The organism is Streptomyces sp. NPDC031111 (assembly GCF_055570675.1).
The window spans coordinates 124,235-146,700 of the sequence record NZ_JBVIGS010000012.1 but is presented as its reverse complement, the minus strand read 5'-3'; the positions used below and the strand labels follow the sequence as shown (position 1 = coordinate 146,700).

Genomic DNA, 22,466 nt, shown 5'->3' with positions numbered 1-22,466 from the left:
CAACCCCACACATCCCCGGATCTGGGATACCCCCCTTACACTTCTGCCGTGGGGGTATAGCTCTGCCCCCCCCCCCCCTCCCCCCCCCCCCGTCCCCCCCCCCCCCCCCCCGGCGCCGTTCTCCGTACTCGTGACGGTCAGTTGGCAGGAGGCCGTATCCCGGCGAGGAGGACGCCACTGTGCGGGCGGGTCGGAACGCGGTGCAGCGGGATGGCGAGATTCTGCTCCGGCACCGTGTACTCCATCCTGGCGAGCCGCACCGACAGCGCCTCCAGCACGCCGACGGCGATGCCCTCGCCGGGGCAGCGGTGGCCGCTGCTGGGGTCGCCGCCGCCCTGCGGAATCAGTTCGTCGCGTTCCACGGGCCGTTCGAGGAAGCGCCGCGGGCGGAAGGCGTAGGGGTCCCCCCAGAGCGACTCGTCGTGGTTCTGGCCGTACACGTCGAGCACCACCAGTCCCCCGGCGGGGATCCACTCGCCCCGCCAGTACAGGTCCCGGGCGGCGAGGCCGCCGAGGAACGGCACGAACGGGTAGAAGCGGCGCACCTCGTGGGCGAACGCGGCGGTGAACGGCACGTCACCGTCCGCGAGGGGCGCGCGGTGCTCGGGCCACCGGTGCAGGGCGTGCGCGGCGAACGCCACGAACCAGGCGACGGCGGTCGTGGGGCGGACGACGTTGAGCAGTTCCACCGCGGCCGTCTTCTCGTCGAGCGGCTCGCCGTCCGCGTCGCGGTGCCGGCACGCCAGGTCGAGGACCGAGTCCGCGGGGGCGGTGAGCGTGCCGGAACGCACGTCCCGCACGAGCCGCGCCATCCGCTCCTCCTGCCGGGTGCGGGCGCGGCGGGCCCGCAGGTGGCGCGGTCCGGCGGTGGCGAAACCGTCGACCATGGCGATCATGTCGCGGGCCGCCGCCCCGGCCTCGGAGTCGTCCAGGGGTATGCCGGCCCACCGGTGGACGCCGGTGGCGAGCACCGTGGCCGCCTCGTCGAACAGTACGACGGAGCCGCGCCGGCCCCACGCGGGTACGGCCTCGTCCCAGGCCGCGGTGACGTGGTCGACGAGGCCGGCGATGCGGCCGGGCTCGAGCAGCGGCAGGAACAGGGACTTGCGGGCGCGGTGGGCGACGCCGTCGAGGGTGTGCACCGCCTCGTGGCCGAACAGGGTGGCCAGCACGGGTTCCGGGACGGCGCGGTGCCGGTGCACGTTCTGTTCGTCGTAGAAGAACCGCACCGCCTCGGGGCCGCGCAGGGCGAGCGCGGGCCGGCCCAGGATGCGGGTGCGGACCACGGGGCCGGGGGTGTCGCGCATCCGGTTGGGCAGCCAGGCGTAGCCCTCGGCGAGGAGCGGCAGGGTGCGGTCGATCAGGGGGCGGGTGAGTACGTCCATGGCCGCCGGGTGCCCCACGGGGGTCCCGGGACACTCCGGGCGCGGGCGTGGCACCCGTTCGGACGTGGCGGGGGTCATATCGGGACGGGTGGGGCGGCGGCTAGCGTGCCGTGCGGTCCTTTCCCCCAGCAGTTCGGACGGCCCCGGCAGTGCAAGCAGATCTCTCCCCGGTCATCGCCGCGACGGCGCAGTGGCTGACGCGTTCCTTTCCCGCGCCCGGTGGGGCGCTGGCCGCGGCGCTGTGCGAGGCGCAGGCGCGGCAGGCGGTGACGGTCGCGGCGCGGTTGCGGTATCCGACGGAGATGGACGCGGCGTTGGTCGGTCTTGCGGGGCCGGGGGGTTCGGGGCGGCTGGACTGGGTCACCGGGGCGGATGCGGGGGGCGCGGTCGGGGGCGAGGGGGAGGCTTGGCGTACGTGGGTCGACGAGGTGGTGGCGAGTTGGGCGGCGTGTCTGCTGGGTGATGCGGGGCTGGCGGCGCTCGCGGTGAGCGCGGTGGGTGGGGGTGGGGCGGCCGGTGAGTTCCGGCGGTTGGTCGCGCCCGAAGAGGCGGAGCGGGGGGCGGCGGCGTTGTTGCGGCATCCGGACTTGCTGTCGCCGGTGGCCGGCCTTCATCAGGCCGCGCTGCTGAGTCGGCTGGATCCGGACGCCACGCTCGTGAGCTGACTTCCGTCGGCTGTCCTCGCCGGCGGTTGCGCGGCCGGCGCCCTTCGAGGTGCCCCCGCGTTGGTGCCGGCCGGGGGGTGGTCGCGCGACCCGGCGCTTGCGGGGTGCCGTCGCGCCCACCCTCCCCCACTCTCGGCTTCGCTCGAGCGGGAGGTACCCCCATCGCCCTGGGGGCACCTCCCAGGCCCTTAAGGCACTGGGGGAGGCACGACTGCCCGCGGATGCGGCGGAGCGGCTGCTGCCCGCGGGAGACCCGGTTACCTTCTGTTATTCACCGGAATGCAGTAGGCGGTCGTGCCGTGGGGGTGGGGGCGGTTCAGGGTGTGTGGCATGACCAGTGCCATATCCCGGAACTGGGAGCACGCCGTTGTCACCGGCGGTGCGGGATTCGTCGGCTCCCATCTGTGCGCCGCCCTGCTCGACGCGGGCGCCGCCGTCACCTGCGTGGACGACCTGAGCACCGGACGTCCGGAGAACATCGCCCCGCTGCTCGAACGGCCCGGGTTCACCCTCGTACAGGCCAACGTGGCGGAGGAACTGCCGGTCGCCCGGCCACCCGACCTGGTGCTCCACTTCGCCTCCCCGGCCTCCCCCGCGGACTATCTGCGGCTGCCGCTGCACACCATGGAGACGGGCAGTCTCGGCACCCGCAACGCCCTGAGGCTCGCCCAGGACGCCGAGGCCCGTTTCGTCCTCGCCTCCACCTCTGAGGTCTACGGCGACCCGCAGCAGAACCCGCAGGACGAGCGGTACTGGGGCCACGTCAACCCGGTGGGCCCGCGCAGTGTCTACGACGAGGCCAAGCGCTTCGGCGAGGCGCTGACCACCGCCCACGCGGAGGCCCACGGCACCGACACCTGCATCGTGCGGCTGTTCAACACCTACGGACCGCGGATGCGCGGCCACGACGGCCGCGCCGTACCGACCTTCGTACGGCAGGCCCTGGCCGGCGAACCCCTCACCGTGACCGGTGACGGACTCCAGACCCGCTCGCTGTGCTACGTCGACGACACGGTGGCCGGCGTCCTCGCGGCGGCCGCCCACGGCATGCGCGGTCCCGTCAACATCGGCAACCCGGCTGAGATCACCATGCTGGGCCTGGCCCGTCTCGTCATCGCGCTCGCCGGTTCCCGGTCGGGGATCCGTTACGTCGCACGCCCGGTGGACGACCCGGCCGTGCGCTGCCCTGACATCACGCTGGCCCGCGACAAGCTCGGCTGGGAGCCCCACGTGCCCGCCGAGGAGGGGCTGCGCCGCACGATCGACTGGTTCCGCGCCGAAGTCCGTCGCTGAGCGAAAGGCCCGTCCGCCATGCGCATCCTCGGAATCAACGCGCTCTTCCACGACCCCGCAGCCGCCCTGGTGATCGACGGACGGACCGTCGCCGCCGCGGAGGAGGAGCGGTTCTCCCGGCGCAAGCACGGCAAGCGTCCGCTGCCGTTCTCCGCCTGGGAGCTGCCCGAGCGGGCCGCCGCCTGGTGCCTGAAGCGGGCCGGGCTGCGCCCCCAGGACCTCGACGCGGTGGCCTACTCCTTCGACCCGGCGCTCGCCCGCCCCGCCGACGCGATGGGCCTGGACGACCCGTGGGACCACCTCCGGCTCACCTACGCGCGCGAGGCCCCCGGCTTCCTGCGGACCGCGCTGCCCGGACTCGACCCCGCCATCGTGCGGTTCGTACCGCACCACATGGCGCACGCCGCGTCCGGCGCCTTCGCGGCACCGGACGCCGGCGACTCCTCCGTGCTCGTGCTGGACGGCCGGGGCGAACGCGCCTCGCACCTCGCCGCCCGCCGCGTGCGCGACCGGCTCGAACCCCTCCGCGCGCAGAACCTCCCGCACTCGCTCGGCCTGGTCTACGAGGAACTCACCGAGCACCTGGGCTTCCTGCGCTCCTCGGACGAGTTCAAGGTGATGGCCCTCGCCTCCCACGGCACCCCGCGCATGCTGTCCGAACTGCGCCGGTACGTGGGTCCGACCGGCGACGGCGGCTTCCGCGCCACCGGGGTGCCCTGGCACGAACTGTGCCCGCCGCGCGGCCCGGACGAACCGTGGACCCAGGACCACGCCGATGTCGCCGCGAGCGCGCAGGCCGTGCTGGAGGAGACCCTGCTGGACCTGGTGCGCTGGCTGCACGGCCGGACCCACGACAGCGTGCTCACCCTCGCCGGGGGCGTCGCCCTGAACTGCGTCGCCAACTCCCGTATCGCCCGCGAGGGTCCGTTCTCCCGGGTGTGGGTGCAGCCCGCGGCCGGCGACGCGGGAACCGCCCTCGGTGGTGCCCTGCTGCTGGCCGCCGGCGCCGGTGACGAGCCCGAGCCCATGACCGGGGCCGACCTCGGCCGGGACTGGTCCGACGCCGAGCTGGGGGCGTGGCTGAAGACGGCCGCCGTACCCTTCGAGCGGCCCGCGGACATCGCCGCGACCGTGGCCCGGACGCTGGCGGACAACGGCATCGTCGCCTGGTTCCAGGGGCGCGCCGAGTACGGCCCTCGGGCGCTCGGTCACCGCTCGCTGCTGGCCCACCCCGGGCACGCGGGGAACCTGGAGCGGCTCAACGACGTCAAGGGACGCGAGCAGTTCCGGCCGGTCGCGCCGATGGTGCTCGCCGAACGCGCGGCCGAGATCTTCGACGGGCCGCTGCCCAGCCCGTACATGCTGTTCGTGCACGACGTGGCCCCGGCGTGGCGGGACCGGGTTCCCGCCGTGGTGCACGTGGACGGCACGGCCCGCATCCAGACGGTCGACGCGGGGCGCGAGCCGCTGGTGGCCCGGATGCTGGGCGAGTTCGAACGGCTGACGGGGCTGCCCGTGGTCGTCAACACCAGCCTCAACACGGCGGGCCGGCCGATGGTGGACGACCCGCGCGACGCCCTGGAGTGCTTCGGCTCCTCCCCCGTCGACCTCCTGGCGATCGGCCCGTACGCGATCCGCCGCGGCGATCTGTTCCGCTCCGGCGACGACGGCGAGGGTCCCCGATGACCGGGCCGGCCGCCCCGAACGGGGAGTACGCGGTGGTGGTGCCGACGCTCGGCAGGCCCTGTCTGGGCCGGTGCCTGCGGGCGCTGGCCGAGGCGGACGGGCCCGGACCGGTGCGGGTCGTGGTGGTCGACGACCGTCCGGATCCGGCCGGTGCGCCCCTGACGGCCGAGGTCCCCCCGTCGCTGCGCTCGCGCACCATCGTGGTGCCCGGCGGGGCGCGGGGTCCGGCCGCCGCCCGCAACGCCGGGTGGCGGGCGGCCGGGGACACGCCCTGGGTCGTCTTCCTCGACGACGACGTGGTTCCGGGCTCCACCTGGGCCGACGATCTCGCGCTCGACCTCGCCGGGGCGAGCGTCGCGACGGCCGGGATCAGCGCCCGGATCGAGGTGCCGCTGCCGCCGGACCGGCCGCCCACCGACTGGGAACGCAACACCGCCGGTCTCGCCGGGGCCCGCTGGATCACCGCCGACATGGCGTACCGGCGCCGGGCGCTGGAGGCCGTCGGCGGTTTCGACGAGCGGTTCCGCAGGGCGTTCCGGGAGGACGCGGACCTGGCGCTGCGGGTGCTGGACGCCGGCTGGACGCTGTCCGAGGGCCGCCGCACCACCACCCATCCGGTACGGCCCGCCGACCGCTGGATCTCGGTACGGCTCCAGGCGGGCAACGCCGACGACGTGCTGATGACCCGGCTGCACGGACGCGGCTGGTGGCAGCGGGCCGAGGCGCCCCGGGGCCGTCTGCCGCTGCATCTGGCGATGACCGCGACGGGCCTGGCGGCCGCGGTCTGCGCGCTGACCGGCCGCCGGCGCGCCGCGTCGGCCTGTGCCGCCGGCTGGCTGGCGGGAACCGCCGAGTTCGCCCTCGCCCGGATCCTGCCGGGCCCGCGCACCCGGGACGAGATGATCACGATGGCCCTCACCAGCACGCTCGTTCCGCCAGCCGCGACCTGGCACTGGCTGCGCGGCCACGTCCTCCACCGCACGGCGCGGGACCACCCGCACCGAGTCGCGCCCCCCACGCCGGCGCACCCCCCGTGGGTCGACGAACGGCAGCCCTCATGACCGGCCGGGCGGAGGAGGCGGACACGCTGTCGTGGCCCGTGCACGGCACCCGGACGGTGGCGTGCGCGCCGGGGCCGCGACCGATCACGGAGGTGCGCCCATGACGTCGGCTTCCGATCCCCTGGCCCCCGGCGTGCTGTCCATCGCGCTGGTCTCGGAGCACGCCAGCCCGCTCGCCGCACTCGGCGGGGTGGACGCAGGCGGGCAGAACGTCCATGTCGCGGCCCTGGCCGGGGCGCTCGCCGACCGCGGCCACCGCGTCACCGTGCACACCCGCCGCGACGCCCCCGGCCTGCCCGACCGCGTGACGCTCCGCGAGGGCGTCGAGGTGCACCACGTGCCGGCGGGCCCCGCGGAACCGGTCCCCAAGGACCGGCTGCTGCCGTACATGGAGGAGTTCGGGCGCCGGCTGGCCCGGGTGTGGCGGGCGCGCACCCCGGACCTGGTGCACTCGCACTACTGGATGTCGGGCCTGGCGTCGCTGGGCGCGACGCGCGAGCTGGGGCTGCCGCTGCTGCACACGTATCACGCTCTGGGCACGGTGAAGCGCCGGCACCAGGGGCCGGCCGACACCAGTCCGCCGGAGCGGATCGGCTGCGAGATCGGGGTGGGACTGGGTTGCGACCGCGTCGTCGCCACCTGCCGGGACGAGGTGGCCGAGCTGATCCGGATGGGTGTGCCCGCGCACCGGATCGGGGTGGTGCCGTGCGGTGTCGACACGGACCGGTTCACGCCGCTGGGTCCGGTCGTGCCGCGCGGACCGTCCCGGTACCGGCTGGTGCAGCTGGGACGGCTGGTGCCGCGCAAGGGAGCCGCGGTGTCGGTGGCCGCGCTCGCCCGGCTTCCCGGCACGGAGCTGCTGGTGGTGGGCGGGCCCCCGCGGGAACTCCTCGACGACGACCCGGAGGTGCGGCGGCTGCGCGGACTGGCGCGGGACGCCGGGGTCGCCGACCGGGTCCGGTTCACCGGCGGGGTGGAGCCCGCGCGGGTGCCGGCGCTGTTGCGCTCCGCCGACGTGGTGCTGTGCCCCGCCGACTACGAGCCCTTCGGGATCGTCCCGCTGGAGGCCATGGCCTGCGGCCGTCCGGTGGTGGCCAGCGCGGTCGGCGGTCAGCTCGACACGGTCGCCGATCCGGGCACCGGCCGGCTGGTGCCGCCGGGCGACCCGGAGGCGTTGGCCGGGGCCGTGGCCGGTCTGCTCGCCGACCCGGCAGCCCGGGAGGCGTGCGGGGCGGCCGGCCGCCGCCGGGTCCTCAGCCGCTACGGCTGGCCGCGGATCGCCGCGGCCACCGAGGCGGCGTACTGCGAGGTCCTCGACGCCGAGCCCGCCGCGACCGGGACCGGCTGAACCGCCGACGTCCGACGTTGGAAGGAGGTGCGGGTGCCGTCGCCGTCCCCGCGAGGCGGCGCGCCCGGAACACCATGACCGAAGACTCCGCCCTCGAAGCCGCCCGGCTGCACTGCCGGTCGCTCCAGGAGGCCCTCGACCGCTTCCGCCGCCACGGACTGCCCAGGATCACCGACTGGGGCGGCCGGCTCGCCGGCGTCCTCACCGACGGCGGACGGCTGCTGGCCGCCGGCAACGGCGGCAGCGCCGCCCAGGCACAGCACCTGACCGCCGAACTGGTCGGCCGCTACCGCAGGGAGCGGCGCGCCTACTCGGCGCTCGCCCTGCACGCGGAGACCTCCAGCGTCACCGCCATCGGCAACGACTACGGCTTCGACCACGTCTACGCCCGCCAGGTGACCGCCCACGGGCGGCCCGGCGACGTCCTGATGCTGCTCTCCACCTCGGGGCGCAGCGCCAATCTGATCGCGGCGGCGGTGACGGCCCGGCGGGCCGGACTGCGGGTGTGGGCCCTCACCGGGCCCGGCCCCAACCCGCTGGTGGAGGCCGCCGACGAGGCGCTGTGCGTGGACGCGGGCAGCACCGCGACCGTCCAGGAGACGCATCTGGTCGCCGTGCACCTGCTCTGCGAGTCGTTCGACGCCGCCGTGGCGGCACCCTTCCTGCGCAGTACCGCGGCCGTCCCCGGGAGGACGTCATGACCGGTCCGAAGCCGTTGGTGGTGGTGGGCGACGTCCTGCTCGACGAGGACATCGAGGGGGTCGCCACCCGGCTGGCCCCGGACGCGCCCGCCCCGGTCGTCGACGTCACCGGTGACCGCCGGCATCCGGGCGGGGCCGGGCTGGCCGCCGCGCTCGCGGCCCGCGGCGGCCGGGACGTGGTGCTGGTGACCGCGCTCGGCGACGACCCGGACAGCGAGGCCGTACGCCGGGAGCTGGGCGGCCGGGTCCGGCTGCTGGAGCTCCCGCTGCACGGGACGCTGCCGGTGAAGACGCGGGTGCTGGCGGACGGGCGGCCCGTGGTGCGCATCGACCGGGGCGGCGGGACGCCCGGCGAACCGGACGACGCGGTGCGCGAGGCGCTCGCGGGCGCGCACGCCGTCCTCGTCGCGGACTACGGACGGCACACGGCCGGCGCGGTGCGTCCGCATCTGGAGGCGGTGGCGCGGCACACGCCCCTGGTGTGGGATCCGCACCCCAAGGGGGATTCGCCGGTTCCGGGGGCGCGCATCGTCACGCCCAACGCGGCGGAGGCGGTCGCGCTGTGCGCCGGTTCACCGGGGGCGCCGGGTGTGTCGGGTGACTCGCTGGGCGCCTTCGCCGAGCGTGGGGCGGAGCTGGCCGAGCGCTGGCGGGCGGCGGGGGTCGCGGTGACGCTCGGCGACCGCGGGGTGCTGCTCACCCGGCCCGGCGGGGGTACGCCGATGCTGATTCCGGCGCCGTTCCGGGCGGACGGGGATCCGTGCGGCGCGGGGGACTGCTTCGCCGCGACGACCGTGGCGGCGCTGGCCGACGGGCTGCTCCCGGAGGAGGCGTTGCAGCGGGCGGTCGCGGAGGCGGCCGCGTTCGTCGCGGCGGGCGGGGCGGGCAATCCGGACCTGTGGCAGGTGCCGGCCGTCCCCGGTCCCGGGCATTCTCCCGCCGCCGACGCGTTCGAGCTGGCGGAGCGGGTGCGGGCGCGCGGGGGGACGGTGGTCGCCACGGGCGGGTGCTTCGACCTGGTGCACGCCGGTCATGTGGGGCTGCTGGAGAGTGCCCGGCGGATCGGTGACTGTCTGATCGTGTGCCTCAACTCCGACGCCTCCGTCACGCGCCGGAAGGGGGCGGGGCGGCCGCTCACCCCGGCGGTGGACCGGGCCAGGGTGCTGGCGGCGCTGGGCAGTGTGGACGCGGTGGTGGTGTTCGAGGAGGACACGCCGGAGGTGGTGCTGGGGCGGTTGCGGCCCGATGTGTGGGTGAAGGGCGGGGACTACTCGGTGCAGGATCTGCCGGAGGCGGAGGTGTTGCGTACGTGGGGTGGGCAGGCGGTGGTGCTGCCGTATCTGGACGGGCGGTCCACGACGCTGCTTGCCCGGCGGGCGGCTCGGGCGGCGGCGGTTGCGGTGCGGTCTCCTGACGGGTGAGGTGTTCGCCCCCGCCGCCCCTTCCCGTCCCGTTCCCGGGGGCTCCGCCCCCGGACCCCCGCTCCTCAAACGCCGGAGGGGCTGGACTCAGGCCGCCGTTTTCAGGGCGGGGATCTCAGGAGCCGGGGTGGCGAGGGGGATCGGGGTCGGGGTGCGGCGGGTTCGGAGGAGGTGGCCTGCCGCTATCGACGTGGCGATGATCAGGCCGCCGGTGATCAGGGCGCCGCGTGGGCCGGCCAGTTCCATCAGGAGGCCCAGGGCGGGCGGGCCACCCAGGCTCCACACCGTGCCGATGCTGCCCCACACGCCGAGCACGCGTCCGCGCAGGTGGGCGGGCGGGTCGGTCTGGAGGACGGCGGTTCCGGCGGTGTCGGAGACGGACTCGACGACGGCCATCGGCAGGACCAGCGCCAGCAGCACGGCCAGCGACGGCGACATCCCCGCCACCACCTGGAGCAGCGCGCCGGTCGCCGCGAGGGCGCCGACCAGCCGCACGGACGGCCTGCGCAGCCGCGCGCCGAGCACCGCGCCGAGGATGCCGCCGACGGCGAGGACGGTGGACACCGTGCCGAACGATCCGGCGCCGCCCGCGAGCGGCCCGGTGACCAGGACGGCGAGGGTGAGCCCGTAGTTGCGGCCGAAGACCGCGCTGACGCCGGTGATCCCGGCGAGCGCGAGCAGCCGGGGCCGGCGGGCGAAGAAGGCCAGCCCCTCCCGGACGGTCATCTCGGACCGCGGCCGCTTGCCGCTCGCGGCGACGTGCCGGACGGCGCCCGCCGCCGGGCGCAGGAACGGGATGACCGCGGTCACGAAGAGGAAGGAGAAGCCGTTGGCGAAGTAGGCGGCGGAGGTGCCGAGGAAGCCGACGGTCACCCCGGCGAGCGCGGCACCGGCGAGCCGGCCCGCGTTGAACACCAGCGCGCCCACCCCGATGGCGGAGGGCACGTCCTCGGCGGGGACGAGGTCGTTGCCGAGCAGGGCGCACGCCGGGTTGTCGACGGTGGCGACGACGCCCGTGACGGCGGCCAGCACCATCAGGGACGTCATGTCGAGCCGGTCCAGCGCCACCAGGACGGCCGTGGTGAACGCGATCAGGGCCAGCAGCGCCTGGCTGACGGCGGCCGTCAGCTTCCGCGGCCAGCGGTCGACCGCCGCGCCGCCGAGGACGCTCATGAGCAGGGCCGGGGCGGCCTGCACGGACATGGACAGACCCGTGGCGGCGGCGGAGCCGGTGATCTGGAGGACCAGCAGGTTCTGCACCGTGAGCTGCATCCACGTACCGGCGTTGGACACGAAGTTCGCCACGGACCACCAGCGCATGCTGCGGTGCCGCAGGGAGCGCCAGGGCGAGCGTGACTCGGGCAGGGCGGGAGTGGGCGTGGAAGACACAGGTGCGCTACTCGGAGGTCGAGCCGGGAGGCTCAGCGGAGGGGGCGCGGGAAGCGGAACGCCGGCTGCGCTGCGCGGCGGTTCCCGTCACCCGGACTGGGCGCGGACCATCGTGGCAGAAGGGACCGCCGAGTCGGTTCCGAGTGGCGCGGGATCAGTTCGGTGCGGGCCTCAACAGGGGTGCGGTGTTCGGGACTTGGGTCGCGAGTGTGGTCCATCACAGGGACCGGAAAGGGGCAGGTGCCCGGGGAGGGGGGGGGGGGGGGGGGGGGGGGGGGGGGCCCCCCCCCCCCCCCCCCCCCCCCCCCGCCCCCCTTTTCTCTTCCCGGTGCGCCGGGTCAGCCCGCCTCGCGGACCGTCATCGGCAGCCCGCCGCGCATCCGCAGCGACATCATCGGTTCCGGAACGCCCCGATGGCCCGGTACGACGTCCAGGTCGAGGTCCCGGGTGACCAGCGCGGTGACGAAGACGGCCTCCATCATCCCGAGGCCGCTGCCCACGCAGAACCGGGGTCCCGCGCCGAACGGGATGTAGGCGTAGCGGGGGCGGTTGGCGGCCCGGGAGGCGTCGAAGCGGCCCGGGTCGAAGCGCTCGGGGTCGTCCCACAGGTCCGGGTGGCGGTGCAGGGTGTAGGGGCAGACCAGGACGTCGGCTCCGGCCGGGACCGGGAAGCCGCCCACCTCGTCGGCCTGCTGCGCGATGCGCGGCAGGATCCACACCGGCGGGTACAGGCGCATGGCCTCCTGGACGACCTGGGTGGTGTACGTCAGCTTGTGCAGGTCGTCGGCGTCCGGCAGGCGGCCGTCGGCCAGCACCGCGCGGGCCTCGTCCCGCAGCAGGTCGCGCACGTGCGGGTGGAGCGCCAGCAGGAACAGCGTCCAGCCCAGGGTGCTCGCGGTCGTCTCGTGACCGGCCAGGAGCAGGGTGACGAGTTCCTCGCGCAGGAGCCGGCGGCCCACGGCGGGGTCGTCGTGCCGGCGTGCGGCCAGGATCATCCGGGCGAACGCGTCGTCGCCGGGAGCGTTCTCGTCCAGCCGGGCACCGCGGTCGGCGACCAGTTCGTCGACGATCCGGGTCAGGTCCCGGCGGGCCCTGCGGAACCGCCGCTGGGTGCTCAACGGCACCCAGGTCGGCACCAGTCCCTGCGTCACCATGTCGAACATGGCCTGGTCCTGGACCGCCTCGAAGGCGTGGGCGATGCCGCCGTGACCGTCCAGGGACGTGTCCATGAGGGTGCGGCCCAGCACTCCGAGGGTCAGCCCGGTGACCTCCGTGAGCACGTCGACGGGCCCCTGCCCGGCCCGGGTGCGCAGCAGGTCCACCAGCGCGGCCGCCTCCTCGGCGACCGCTCCCGCCTGTTCGGTGATGCGCCGGGGTCGGAACGCGGGCTGGACGTTGGTGCGCTGGGCACGCCACAGCTCGCCCTCGCTGGTGAGCAGCCCGTCCCCGAGGATCTTGCGGGACTCCACCAGGCCGATGCCCTTGTGGTAGTTGGCGGCGTTGTCGGCCAGGACGTGCTTGGCGTAGTCGGGCCGGTTGAAGATGTACATCTTCTTCGGCCCCATGGAGACCCGCACGGCGTCGGAGAGCCGGGCGGCGTCCCGCATCATGCCGAGCCGGTCCACGGCGAGCTTGCGCAGCAGGCCGGGCAGGGCCCACACCGGCGGGCCCGGGGGGTGCACGCTCATGTCACACCTCCGGTCCCCGGTCGGAGAGCTCCCGGAAGCGGCCGCCGTGGAACACCAGCGGCTCGCGCTCGGGCGCCTGGTCCAGGGCGAGCACGCGGCCCAGGAAGACCGCGTGGTCGCCACCGTCGTACGTCCGCCATCGCGAGCACTCGAAGTGGGCCGCCGCCCCCGCGATCAGGGGGGCGGCGCTCTCGTGTCCCGGTACCCAGCCGACGGCGTCGAACTGCCGTGCGCCGGCGGGCCGCGAGCGACTGGCGAAGTACCGGGCCACGTCCTCCTGTCCGGCGGACAGCACCGACACGGCGAACGTGTCGGACTCGGCGAGGCTGCGGAACATCCCGGCGTCCCGGCCGACGCACAGCAGCACGAGCGCCGGGTCGAGGGAGACGGAGGTGAACGAGTTGGCGGTCATGCCCCGCGGGGAGGCACCGCCGACCGTCACCACCGTCACCCCGGTGGCGAACGCCCCGAAGGCCCGCCGCAGCCGGGTGGCATCGCCCGCGGAGGCGGTCCACGGCGGCGCGGCGGTCAGGGTGCTCATGCGGTCCGTCCCGTCAGGGAGGCGGGCCGCGCGGCGTACGGCTGGAGCGCCCGGGCCAGGGGCTCGGGAATGAGCGCGGGCACGGTGTTGGTGTTCGGACCGCGCATGCAGGCGATCCGCTGGCGGCCGCGGGCCACCAGAACCTCGACGCCGTCGGTGACCTTGATGTAGTCGAAGCTGAACTCCAGCTGTGTCTGGCCCAGTTCGGACAGGCGCATCCGGATGGACAGCTCGTCGAACGCGGTGATCTCGGCGAAGAACTCGCAGTCCACCTTCAGCGTGAACAGCTTGAGGTCGTCCTGGAGGTCCGCCAGGATGTCCGGCGCCTTGTGCTGGAGGAACATCTCCCGGCAACGCCCCTGCCAGCGCAGGTAGTTGACGTAGTAGACATTGCCGACGAGGTTGGTCTCCTCGAAGCCGACGGTGTGCCGGTACTCGAAATAGTCTTCCGCCATGGTCTAGGCCCGCCCTTCGGTTCGGTCCGTGTCCTGCACGAGGAAGGCGAAGACCGCGGGTTCCAGGGCGTCGCGCAGCGCGGTGACGAAGGTGGCGATACGGATGCCGCCGACGGCGAACTCCACCCACGCCTCCCTGCGCCGGGGCAGCACGGTCAGCGGCGCCCCCGCCATGATCCCGGCCTTCTGAAGGCACTCCACGGCGCTCCACACCCGCGTGGCGGCGGTGTCGGGCGCCTCACCCGTCTCCTTGGCGACCAGCTGCGCCACCGGGGCGTGCTCGCCGAGCAGCCCCTGCCATTCGGCCGCCGAGCGCATGCTGACCGCTTCGATGTCGCAGGCCACCTCGGAGCTCGAGACGGCACTGAGAGTCACCCCGAGCCCGTGTGCCGCGGACATCGACAGGTGCCGGTCCGACGGCAGTTCGGGACGACCGTCGGGCCGGTGGCTGACCGTCACCGGGGCGCCCAGGGCGCGGGTCGCCGCGTCCGTCGTGAAACTACGGCGCTGGGTCACCGAGCCGGCGGGCTGTCCGCCGTGCGGCTCGACGGCGACCGCGATGCGGGCGTCCAGGACGTCCTCGAGCGTGCGCTCCAGGTACGGGCCGAGCAGCGGCGCGACCCAGGGTCCTGCCCCGTCGGTGCGGCGCACGGCGTGCAGGGTCAGTCCCTCCCAGCGCTCGACGACGGTGCCGTCCTCGTCCCGTACGGCGATGTCGTAGACGTAGGTGTTGCCGTCGCGGCTGCGCTCGACGGCCGTGTACCTCAGCCGCTCCGGCACGTGGTCGCCGGAGCCGAGCGGATGGATCCGCTCGACGCCGGACGGCAGCAGGGTGGCGTCGGGCACGCAGACCTGGTTGCCGTGCATGAGCGCGTCGCGCATGCCCGGGTCGGCCAGCAGCAGCTGCCCCGGCAGGAATCCGGCGAACCAGCCCTCGGGGTGCCGCCGCACGTCGACGTCGGCGTCGACGTGCCGGGCCGCGGCCCGGTGGAAGCGGCGCAGCCGCTGGAAGCGCTCGCCCTGGAAGAGCAGCCCGCCATACAGGTCGGCGGCCGGGTCGAGCGGGACCGGCACGGTGCCCTCCGGCACCTGCTCGGGCGGTCCGTCCGGGGCCTGGGCCCCACCGAAGACGAGCCGGGCCCGGAAGTGCTCGGCGACGAAGCCGGTGTCCTCGGCGTGCACGGCGACGTCGACGGTGTCGCGGCCGGTGACGGTGGCGGCGACCCGGATCCTGGTGCTGCCGTTCGGCGGCACCACGATGGGCCGCAGGAACTGGGCGCCCTCGATGACGGGGGTGCCGTCCCAGCCGGTCGCGGCGGTCGCCACCTGCGTCATCGCCTCCATTCCCATGACGGCCGGCAGCAGCAGGTTCCCGTCGAGCAGATGGTCGGCCAGGTAGGGGTCGGTGCCCGCGTTCAGTTCCACCTCGGTGACGAGTTCGACGCCGTGGTAGCGCACGAGCGGGTTGCCGGTGAACCGCAGCAGCGGCAGCGGCGGCAGGTCGCGGCGTACGGTCTCGATGCCCTCGGTGCGGCCGCTGACGACCGTGACCACGGGGGCGTCCGGGTCGGAGATCAGGCGCAGCAGGATCTCCACGCCCTGGTCGGGCGAGACGGGCGTGATGCCCTCGCGGGAGAGCGACTCGACGACGGAGAGCTTCTCGCCCATGCCGACGCCGGACCACACCGACCACTCCACGCATCGCGCGCGCAGCCCCGGATGGGTGCGGGCGGTCTCCTCGGTGAGGTCCGCCAGCCACTCGTTCGCGGTGGCGTAGTGGGCCTCGCCGCGCAGTCCCGCCCGGCCGATGATGCTGCCGAAGGAGACCAGCAGCTTCAGCCCGTCGGCCCCCACCGCGTCGAGGACGGTGCGCAGACCGTCGACCTTGGGTGCGAAGGTGCGGCGGAAGTCCTCCGCGTCCAGCTCGGTCAGGGCGGCCGGTTCGTTGCGGCCGGCTCCGTGCAGTACGCCGGTGATCCTGCCGAGGTCCTTCTCCAGCTCGGCGACGGCCGCCGCGGTCCGCTCGGGGTCGGTGACGTCGGCGCGGGCGTACCGCACGGCGACGCCGCTGTCCGCCATCCGGGCCAGGTTCTCGGCGAGTTCGGTGTCGGCGGACGGGTCCGACCGGCCGAGCACGGCCAGCTTCGCGCCGGTCCTCCGGGCGACGGCCAGGGCGCACTCGGCGGAGATGCCCTTGCCGCCGCCGGTCACCAGCAGCACGTCCGTGGCGCCCAGCGGGAGGTCGGTGGTGTCCTGCTCGGCCGGCAGGGCCCGCAGGGTCGGCACGCGCCGCACCCCGGCCGCGTCGTAGTGGGCCTCGCTGAACCGCCCGGTCGCGCGGACCTCGGCGACGACACGTGCCACCGCGCCCTCGTTGAGCGGGGTCTGGACGATCGTGGTGCGCAGGTGCGGGGCCTCCTGGTGCAGGGTCTTGGCCAGGCCCGCCGCGCCGCGTCCGTCCTGCACCAGGACGAACCGCCGCTCCCGCGCGCCCGCCAGGGCGCTCTTGGCGGCGGCGAGCACCTCCTCCACCTCCTGCCGGGAGCATCCCCGGGGCAGGACGGCGAGGACGCCGCTGCCGGTGCCGGCGCCTTCCAGCGCCGTCCTCAGGTCCTGGCCGAAGGTCCCGTCGGCGGCGCCGAACAGTTCCCACGCTCCGTCGGTCCCGTCGGCGCCGGCCGGCGGCGCGGCCACCTCCACCAGGTCCACGGCGAACGGCCGCGCCCAGGGGGCGGCGCCCGCCACGGTGGCGGCGCCGGCGGTGTCCTCGGCCGCCGCGCCGGTGCTGACCAGGGTGTCCAGGGCCTCGGCGAGTTCGGCGAGGCTGGCGGTGGCGAAGTTGGTCGACAGCTGGGTCGGCGCGATCCCGAGGCGGGTCGCCGCGAGGTTGACGATCTGGCCGACGGTGATGGAGCTCAGGTGCAGGTCGTCCAGGAGCCGGCTGTCGGGGTCCACGAGTTCGGCCGGAAGCTCGGCGCGTTCGGCGACCAGGGCCCGCAGCATCTCCAGGGCGGGCTCCCGCTCCTCCGTGGCCGGTTCCGCGACGGCCGGGGACGCCCCGCCCGTGGAGGCCGCCGCGGGCACGGCGGCCGGAGCCGCCTGGGCGGCGGAGGTGCGTGCCGGTGCCGCGGTCGCGCCGGCCGGGACCTGTGCGGCCGCCGGGCGCGGTGCGCGGACGGCGGGCACGACGTCGCGCGGCGCCTGCTCGCACGGGCTGGCCAGGAAGGAGAACTCCTGCCCCACCTCCAGCGGCCGGATCAGCCGGTCCCGGAAGAGGCCCTCGAGCGCGACGGGCGCGCCGATGACGAACGCGGCGCCCGCGACGCCGAGGAGGCCGCGCAGCGACTCGTCGTCGGTGTCCAGCGCGACGGCCGGGACGTCCGTGGCCGCCCGCGCGATGCCGCTGAGCACCCGTCCCGGACCGACCTCGACGAACAGGTCGGTGTGCCGGGCCGCCTCGCGGACCGCCTGGGTGAAGCGGACGGGAGCGGTGATCTGACGGCTCAGCAGCGCCGGTACGTCGGTGTCCTGCTCCAGTTCGGCGCCGGTGACCGTGGAGACCACCCGGCCGCCGACCTGCCCGAGGCGCGCCTCGGCCAGCCAGCTCCCGAACGACTCGGCCGCCGGGGCGACCAGGGGCGAGTGGAAGGCGTGGGAGACGGCGAGCCGGGTGCAGCTCACACCGGCCTCAGCGGCCCGGCGCTCGACGTCCCGGACCGCCTCGACGGTGCCGGCGACCACGGTCTGCTCGGGTCCGTTGTATCCGGCGACGACCACGTCGAGGCCGGTGATGAGGTCCTCCGCCCGCTCGGGGGAGGCGCCCAGGGAGGCCATGGTGCCCGTGGCACTGTGCCGGGCCATCGCCCGGCCCCGCACGCGCGCGGCCTCCAGCAGGGTCTCCTCGTCGAAGGCGCCCGCCCAGTGCAGGGCCGACAGCTCACCGAGGCTGTGCCCGACGGCGACCGTCGCCTCCAGGCGCAGCGTGTCGAGGACCCGCAGGCCGGCGGCGGACCCGGCGGCGATGCGCGGCTGGGCCACCTCGGTGGCGACCGTGTCGCCGCCGCTCGGCAGACCGGCCCGCTCGAAGAGGTCGGCGGCCTGCGTGAATCGGCGGCTCAGCGCGCCTCCGCCGGTTCCCTTCCCGGAGCCCTGCCCCGGGAAGAGGAACCCGATCCGGGCGGGGCCGACGGCCTTGCCCAGGAAGCCGCGCGCGTCCGCGGCGATGTGGGTGCTCTCGCCGTTCTCCAGCAGTCCGGCCAGGTGCCGCAGGCGCCGCTCGGCGTCCTCCGGGGAGGAGACCACCACGGCCGCGCGGTGCGGCCTGCCCCGCAGGTCGCGCTGGAGGGTGGCCGCCAGGTCGGCCACCTGGCCGTAGGACAGACGGGCGACGAAGTCGGCGACCTCGGTGATCCGGGTGCGCAGGTTCCGGGGGGAGTCGGCGTCGAGGACGAGGAGTTCGCAGTCCTGCGGGGCGTGGGCCGGCACGGCGGGCCGGCGGCTCACGGACGGACGGCGCCGGGTGGCGGGTTCGTCGAGGACGACGTGCGTGTTGATGCCGCCGAAGCCCATGGCGGTGATGCCGGCGCGGCGCGGCGCGTCCTCGGGCCACGGCTCCGCCTTGCGCAGCGCCTTGAGGTTGGCCTGCTCGCCGGTGAGCAGCTCGTGCGGGTCGACGGTGCCGATCGACGGCGGGACGGTGTGGTTGTCGAGGGCCAGGGCGGCCTTGATCAGGCCCGCGACGCCGGCGGCGGCCTTGGTGTGGCCGATCATGCCCTTGACGGAGGTGATGGCGGCGACGGGGAGGTCCGGGCCGCCGGCCGCGGCGCGCTCCTCGGTGAGCGCGGTGAGCTCGGTGGCGTCGCCGACGGCGGTGCCGGTGCCGTGGCCCTCGAAGAGGCGAACCGTTTCGATGCCGAAGCCCGCCCGTTCGTAGGCGCGCCGCAGGGCCAGCCGGTAGCCGCTGACCTCGGGGCGGGTGATCCCGCCCTGTCCGTCGGAGGAGACCCCCCAGCCCGCGATGGTGGCGTAGACGCGGTGCCCCGCCGCGAGGGCGTCCTCCTCGCGCATCAGGACGACGATTCCGCAGCCCTCGCCCGGCCAGAAGCCGTTGGAGCCGCGGTCGTAGAGCCTCATCTCCCCCTTGGCGAGGGCGCCCGTCTTCGCGAAGCCGATGATCTCGAACGGGTCGATGGACAGGTCCACGCCGCCGGCGACACCGACGTCGATGTCGCCGGACAGGAGCGCGGTGCCCGCCGTGGTGACCGACAGCAGGGAGGAGGAGCACGCGCCGTCGACGGTGTATCCGCCGCCGCCCAGGTCGAAGTGGTTGCAGATGCGGCCCGCGATGGTGTTGGCGAGCCCTCCGGCGAGGGAGTCCTCGTCGATGGCCGGGAACGGCTCCTTGTACGAGGTCTCCACCTCGGCGAGGAAGTCCGCGATGCGGGCGTCGTCCCAGCCGTCCTGCCCGGCGAGGGCCGAGGCCATCACCCGCCGTACGTAGGGCCAGCGCAGCCGCATGACGTTCGCACGGGAGAACTCGCCGGTGAGCGTGTTGCCCACGACCACTCCGGTGCGTTCGCGGGGCAGCCCCTCGCCGCCGGGGAATCCGGCGTCGGCCAGGGCCCGTCCGGCGGTGTCGAGGGCGAGCCAGTGCGTCATGTCCGTCGAGCGGAAGGTGCTGCCCGCGATGCGGTGGGCGACCCGGTCGAACTCGTAGCCCTCGATGACGGCGGCGTTGCGCGCGTAGAAGGTGTCGGGGGTGGCCGGGTCGGCGTCCCAGTAGTCGTCCAGGTTCATCCGGACGTCGGGCAGCCGGCGGAAGGCACGCCGCCCGGCGACGGCGTTGTCCCACAGTTCCAGGGGTGAGTTGGCGTCGGGGTAGCGGCACGCTATGCCGACGATGGCGATCCTGCTCATGCGGTCACTGGCTCCTTTCGAGTCGGGGCCGAGTCCGCGGTCGGGCAGGCGCAGGCGTCCGCCGGGCAGTCGCACGCCGGGGCGGGCTCGGTGTTCCGGTCCGTGGTCCGCTCGCCCGCGGCGTCCCGGTCCACGGCCTGTTCGACGGCGGCCAGGGCCAGGGCCTCCTCGGCGCGCCGCTTGGCCACGACGTCCGCGATCCACAGGAAGCCGCCGCGGAGGGCGCAGACCAGTGCGGTGGCGAAGAAGAGGCCGTAGGCCACGCTCATGGCGGTCAGGACGCCGTACATCGCCGCGACCCCGCCGCCGAAGGCGATCTGTCCCCACTTGGAGGACGGGGTCGTACCGGGGTCCGTGATCATGTAGTTGGTGAAGAGCACGAACGCGACGCCGGTCATCATCGCCAGGGCCGCCGGGATGGACGTGCCGAACATCAGGCCGCGCACGACGGCCTGGAGGGCGAAGCCGCCGACCCAGGCGAGGATGAGCCACATGCGCTCGGTGAGCTTGGCGTTGAGCATCGTGCCGAGGGTGATGATGATCGCCGGGACGAGCCAGTCGAAGCCGCCGTCGAGGTACTCGGTGAACTGGTACGGCGGTGCGATGGAAGCCCACGGGAACAGCAGCAGGATGACGGCGATGCCGAAGTTCGAGGGGTTCATGATGTGCCGCATACGGCCCTTGACGGGGGCCCTGAGCACCCACTTGGTGCCGACGGCGACGATGACGCCGAAGAGCATGACCTCGATGACGTCGTTGACGTAGGAGAGCATGTTCACCGCGAGTGCGGTGATGTGGGCCGGCAGCAGGAACTCCACCAGGCCCTTGAAGCCGTTGCCGAGGAAGCGGGGGGCGCGGCCCTCGACGCGGGCGCCGATCGTCTCCAGGACGATCTCCAGCGTGTAGGCGGTGGCCAGGGCGATGAAGGGCCAGGTCCAGGGCTGCTCGAAACCGAGCACGGTGTAGCCGAAGACGTTGAGCACGGAGATCGAGATCGCGAATCTCCGCAGCGCCGTGACGACCTTCGTGCTGTGGCGCGGGGTGGCGGTCTGGGACGGGGACATGATCACTTCTCCTTGGCCTGTGTGCCGAGCTCGAAGCCGTGCCGGCCGGGCTCCATGCGCAGCTCCTGCTCATGGACGTCACCGTTGCGGTCGCGCCAGGTCAGCAGGACGGGCAGCGGTCCCTGGACGCCCTTGCCCAGGCCGATGTGCACGTCGGTGCTGCGCTTGCCCGAGTGACCGCCGCCGCCGTCGAGACGGGCGACGCGCTTGGTGCCGTCGGGCAGTTCGACGCAGACCTCGGCGCCGACCACGGGCGCGCCGTCGGGGTGGGTCAGCGCCAGTTCCAGGGAGGAGCCGGGGTTCTCGCTGACGTTGCGGAAGAAGGCCGGCTCGCCCCACTGCCGGGCGACGGCCAGGTCGAGGCGGCCGTCGCCGTCCACGTCGGCGGTGGCGATGCCGCGGGTCGGGACGGGCTCGCCGATGCCGAGCTTCTGGGACAGGTTGGCGTAGCGGCCGGTCTCCTGGTCCTTGGCGAAGAACCGCATCCGCTGGCTGCCGGCCAGGTCGTCGCCGACCTGGACGTTGGGCCACCACTGCGGGTTGGCGACCAGGGCGTCGTTGGCGGTGGCCAGCTCCTGGAGCTGCGGCCAGCGGTTGTGCTTGCCCTTGACGAAGCCGAGGGCCTGGGTGATCTCCAGGTTCCCGTCGTTGTCGAAGTCGCCCATCTTCACGTCCCAGCCCCAGCCGGACCAGGCGAGCCCGAGGGAGGAGGACTTGTCCTCGTAGGGCGCCTCGCCCTCCAGGAAGCTGCCCCGCAGTTCGGGCTTGCTGTCGGCCTGGTTGACGAAGGCGAAGTTGGACTCCTGGATGCCGAACGACGTCGTGATGTTGCTGACGAACATGTCGTACAGGCCGTCGTGGTTCAGGTCGCCGAAGTCGACGCCCATGCCCTTGAAGGAACTGCGGCCCAGCTCCTTGGACTTGGGGATGGTTCCGGAGTGGTCGGACTTGACCTCGCGGAACTTGATCTCACCGGGGCGGGAGACGTTGTGCAGCAGGGCCGAGGTGCCGAAGTCATGGGCGAGGTAGACCTCCGGCAGCCGGTCGCCGTCGAGGTCGGCGGCCGAGGCGCCGAGGGACCAGCCCTTGTCCAGGCCCTGCGGGATGGAGCCATCGGTCTTCTCGTACCCGTCCTCGGTCCAGCGGAAGAAGTGACCGCCGCCGCCGTTCTGGGCGTGCGAGAGGGAGTCGTTCATGGTGACGCCCCCGTCCTTGGAGGGGTCCAGGACGGGGCTCTCGGGGAAGTAGTTGCCGATGTAGATGTCGTTGTGGCCGTCACCGTCGAAGTCGGCGACGGCGGCGGTGTTGGAGTTCCACAGCGGCCCGGTGTACTTCTTGCCGGGCTTGCCGGGCAGCAGTTCGGTGGGCCGGAAGGAGTCCGCCGTCAGCGGCGCGCCCTTCGCGCCCTGGTTCTCGAAGATGACGGGGGTGCGGCCCCAGTAGTAGACGAGGAGGTCCATCGCGCCGTCCTCGTTGTAGTCGCCGGGCACGCAGCCCATCGGCGCCATCGTCGTGCTGACGCCGAGCGGCGCCGGGTCGAGCGCGAAGGCCGCGTAGGCGTCCTTCCGCGTCGGTGCGGGGGTGACCACCGCCTGGTCGATGCGCGGGTCACTGATGCACAGGTCGTTCGGCAGCCCGTCGCGGTCGAGGTCGTTGAGGGCGATGCCCGCGCCGACCGAGGAGATCCAGGCGTCGATGTGCTTGTAGGCCTTGTTGACCTTCCGGACCCCCTGTTTCTCGTATCCGGCCGGCATGGATATGGACAGCGGCTCGAATGCGAAGTTCTTCGCGAGTGCGTCGACCTCGGAAGCCGACGACTCGGGAATCCGCACCCCGTAGAAGGTTCCCACCAT

Annotated in this window: 15 protein-coding genes; 7 read left to right on the top strand and 8 right to left on the bottom strand. The window is 74.3% G+C overall.

All coding sequences use genetic code 11. From position 1 onward, the window contains the following. Positions 1–137: 137 nt before the first annotated feature. The gene (locus tag ACZ470_RS24710; RefSeq protein WP_468430482.1) at positions 138–1,385 is read right to left on the bottom strand and encodes a cytochrome P450; all 1,248 of its coding nucleotides are present in this window, start codon (positions 1,383–1,385) and stop codon (positions 138–140) included. Positions 1,386–1,534: 149 nt separating this feature from the next. Here ACZ470_RS24710 and ACZ470_RS24705 point away from each other — a divergent pair, with 149 nt between their 5' ends. The 7 genes from ACZ470_RS24705 to ACZ470_RS24675 all read left to right on the top strand — a co-directional run bounded on the left by ACZ470_RS24705 (position 1,535) and on the right by ACZ470_RS24675 (position 9,560). Then, positions 1,535–2,050 carry a hypothetical protein gene (locus ACZ470_RS24705; RefSeq protein ID WP_468430480.1) on the top strand — a complete coding sequence of 172 codons (516 nt, stop codon included), beginning with the start codon at positions 1,535–1,537 and terminating at the stop codon, positions 2,048–2,050. A gap of 330 nt (positions 2,051–2,380) precedes the next feature. Beyond that, positions 2,381–3,343 (top strand): NAD-dependent epimerase/dehydratase family protein, encoded by a 963-nt coding sequence (locus ACZ470_RS24700; RefSeq protein ID WP_468430478.1) that lies wholly within the window; start codon positions 2,381–2,383, stop codon positions 3,341–3,343. Positions 3,344–3,361: 18 nt separating this feature from the next. Continuing rightward, positions 3,362–5,029: a carbamoyltransferase family protein gene (locus ACZ470_RS24695; RefSeq protein ID WP_468430476.1), complete on the top strand. Its 1,668-nt coding sequence runs from the start codon at positions 3,362–3,364 to the stop codon at positions 5,027–5,029. Further along, on the top strand, positions 5,026–6,090 hold the full coding sequence (locus ACZ470_RS24690; RefSeq protein WP_468430474.1) for a glycosyltransferase family 2 protein: 1,065 nt from the start codon (positions 5,026–5,028) through the stop codon (positions 6,088–6,090). The genes ACZ470_RS24695 and ACZ470_RS24690 overlap by 4 nt, the downstream gene beginning before the upstream one ends. Before the next feature lie 100 nt (positions 6,091–6,190). Beyond that, positions 6,191–7,438: a glycosyltransferase gene (locus tag ACZ470_RS24685; protein WP_468430472.1), complete on the top strand. Its 1,248-nt coding sequence runs from the start codon at positions 6,191–6,193 to the stop codon at positions 7,436–7,438. Positions 7,439–7,512: 74 nt separating this feature from the next. Then, on the top strand, positions 7,513–8,139 hold the full coding sequence (locus ACZ470_RS24680) for a D-sedoheptulose-7-phosphate isomerase (RefSeq protein ID WP_468430470.1): 627 nt from the start codon (positions 7,513–7,515) through the stop codon (positions 8,137–8,139). Continuing rightward, positions 8,136–9,560 (top strand): PfkB family carbohydrate kinase, encoded by a 1,425-nt coding sequence (locus tag ACZ470_RS24675; RefSeq protein ID WP_468430468.1) that lies wholly within the window; start codon positions 8,136–8,138, stop codon positions 9,558–9,560. Before ACZ470_RS24680 ends, ACZ470_RS24675 begins: the two co-directional genes overlap by 4 nt. An 87-nt stretch (positions 9,561–9,647) precedes the next feature. Here the strand turns inward: ACZ470_RS24675 and ACZ470_RS24670 are convergent, their stop codons facing one another. From ACZ470_RS24670 to ACZ470_RS24640, 7 genes are all read right to left on the bottom strand, one after another. Then, positions 9,648–10,925 carry an MFS transporter gene (locus tag ACZ470_RS24670; RefSeq protein ID WP_468430727.1) on the bottom strand — a complete coding sequence of 426 codons (1,278 nt, stop codon included), beginning with the start codon at positions 10,923–10,925 and terminating at the stop codon, positions 9,648–9,650. Between the two features lie 362 nt (positions 10,926–11,287). Continuing rightward, entirely contained in the window at positions 11,288–12,637 is a 1,350-nt protein-coding gene (locus tag ACZ470_RS24665; protein WP_468430466.1) for a cytochrome P450, read from the bottom strand. Position 12,638: 1 nt separating this feature from the next. Next, complete coding sequence (locus ACZ470_RS24660; protein ID WP_468430464.1) at positions 12,639–13,178, bottom strand: flavin reductase family protein; 540 nt, start codon at positions 13,176–13,178, stop codon at positions 12,639–12,641. Further along, complete coding sequence (locus ACZ470_RS24655; RefSeq protein ID WP_468430462.1) at positions 13,175–13,633, bottom strand: acyl-CoA thioesterase; 459 nt, start codon at positions 13,631–13,633, stop codon at positions 13,175–13,177. The genes ACZ470_RS24660 and ACZ470_RS24655 overlap by 4 nt, the downstream gene beginning before the upstream one ends. Positions 13,634–13,636: 3 nt before the next feature. Next, on the bottom strand, positions 13,637–19,549 hold the full coding sequence (locus ACZ470_RS24650) for a type I polyketide synthase (protein ID WP_468430460.1): 5,913 nt from the start codon (positions 19,547–19,549) through the stop codon (positions 13,637–13,639). Then, complete coding sequence (locus tag ACZ470_RS24645; protein WP_468430458.1) at positions 19,546–20,613, bottom strand: enediyne biosynthesis protein; 1,068 nt, start codon at positions 20,611–20,613, stop codon at positions 19,546–19,548. The genes ACZ470_RS24650 and ACZ470_RS24645 overlap by 4 nt, the downstream gene beginning before the upstream one ends. 2 nt (positions 20,614–20,615) lie before the next feature. Beyond that, positions 20,616–22,466, bottom strand: coding sequence for a CRTAC1 family protein (locus ACZ470_RS24640; RefSeq protein WP_468430726.1), 1,851 nt, complete (start codon positions 22,464–22,466; stop codon positions 20,616–20,618).

What these genes read in the sequence shown, in the direction of transcription:
- ACZ470_RS24690 (WP_468430474.1), top strand. Translation starts at nt 5,026, where the DNA reads ATGACCGGGCCGGCCGCCCCGAACGGGGAGTACGCGGTGGTGGTGCCG.
- ACZ470_RS24675 (WP_468430468.1), top strand. Translation starts at nt 8,136, where the DNA reads ATGACCGGTCCGAAGCCGTTGGTGGTGGTGGGCGACGTCCTGCTCGAC.
- ACZ470_RS24710 (WP_468430482.1), bottom strand. Translation starts at nt 1,385, where the DNA reads ATGGACGTACTCACCCGCCCCCTGATCGACCGCACCCTGCCGCTCCTC.
- ACZ470_RS24695 (WP_468430476.1), top strand. Translation starts at nt 3,362, where the DNA reads ATGCGCATCCTCGGAATCAACGCGCTCTTCCACGACCCCGCAGCCGCC.
- ACZ470_RS24685 (WP_468430472.1), top strand. Translation starts at nt 6,191, where the DNA reads ATGACGTCGGCTTCCGATCCCCTGGCCCCCGGCGTGCTGTCCATCGCG.
- ACZ470_RS24700 (WP_468430478.1), top strand. Translation starts at nt 2,381, where the DNA reads ATGACCAGTGCCATATCCCGGAACTGGGAGCACGCCGTTGTCACCGGC.
- ACZ470_RS24680 (WP_468430470.1), top strand. Translation starts at nt 7,513, where the DNA reads ATGACCGAAGACTCCGCCCTCGAAGCCGCCCGGCTGCACTGCCGGTCG.
- ACZ470_RS24640 (WP_468430726.1), bottom strand. Translation starts at nt 22,466, where the DNA reads ATGGTGGGAACCTTCTACGGGGTGCGGATTCCCGAGTCGTCGGCTTCC.
- ACZ470_RS24655 (WP_468430462.1), bottom strand. Translation starts at nt 13,633, where the DNA reads ATGGCGGAAGACTATTTCGAGTACCGGCACACCGTCGGCTTCGAGGAG.
- ACZ470_RS24645 (WP_468430458.1), bottom strand. Translation starts at nt 20,613, where the DNA reads ATGTCCCCGTCCCAGACCGCCACCCCGCGCCACAGCACGAAGGTCGTC.
- ACZ470_RS24660 (WP_468430464.1), bottom strand. Translation starts at nt 13,178, where the DNA reads ATGAGCACCCTGACCGCCGCGCCGCCGTGGACCGCCTCCGCGGGCGAT.
- ACZ470_RS24650 (WP_468430460.1), bottom strand. Translation starts at nt 19,549, where the DNA reads ATGAGCAGGATCGCCATCGTCGGCATAGCGTGCCGCTACCCCGACGCC.
- ACZ470_RS24665 (WP_468430466.1), bottom strand. Translation starts at nt 12,637, where the DNA reads ATGAGCGTGCACCCCCCGGGCCCGCCGGTGTGGGCCCTGCCCGGCCTG.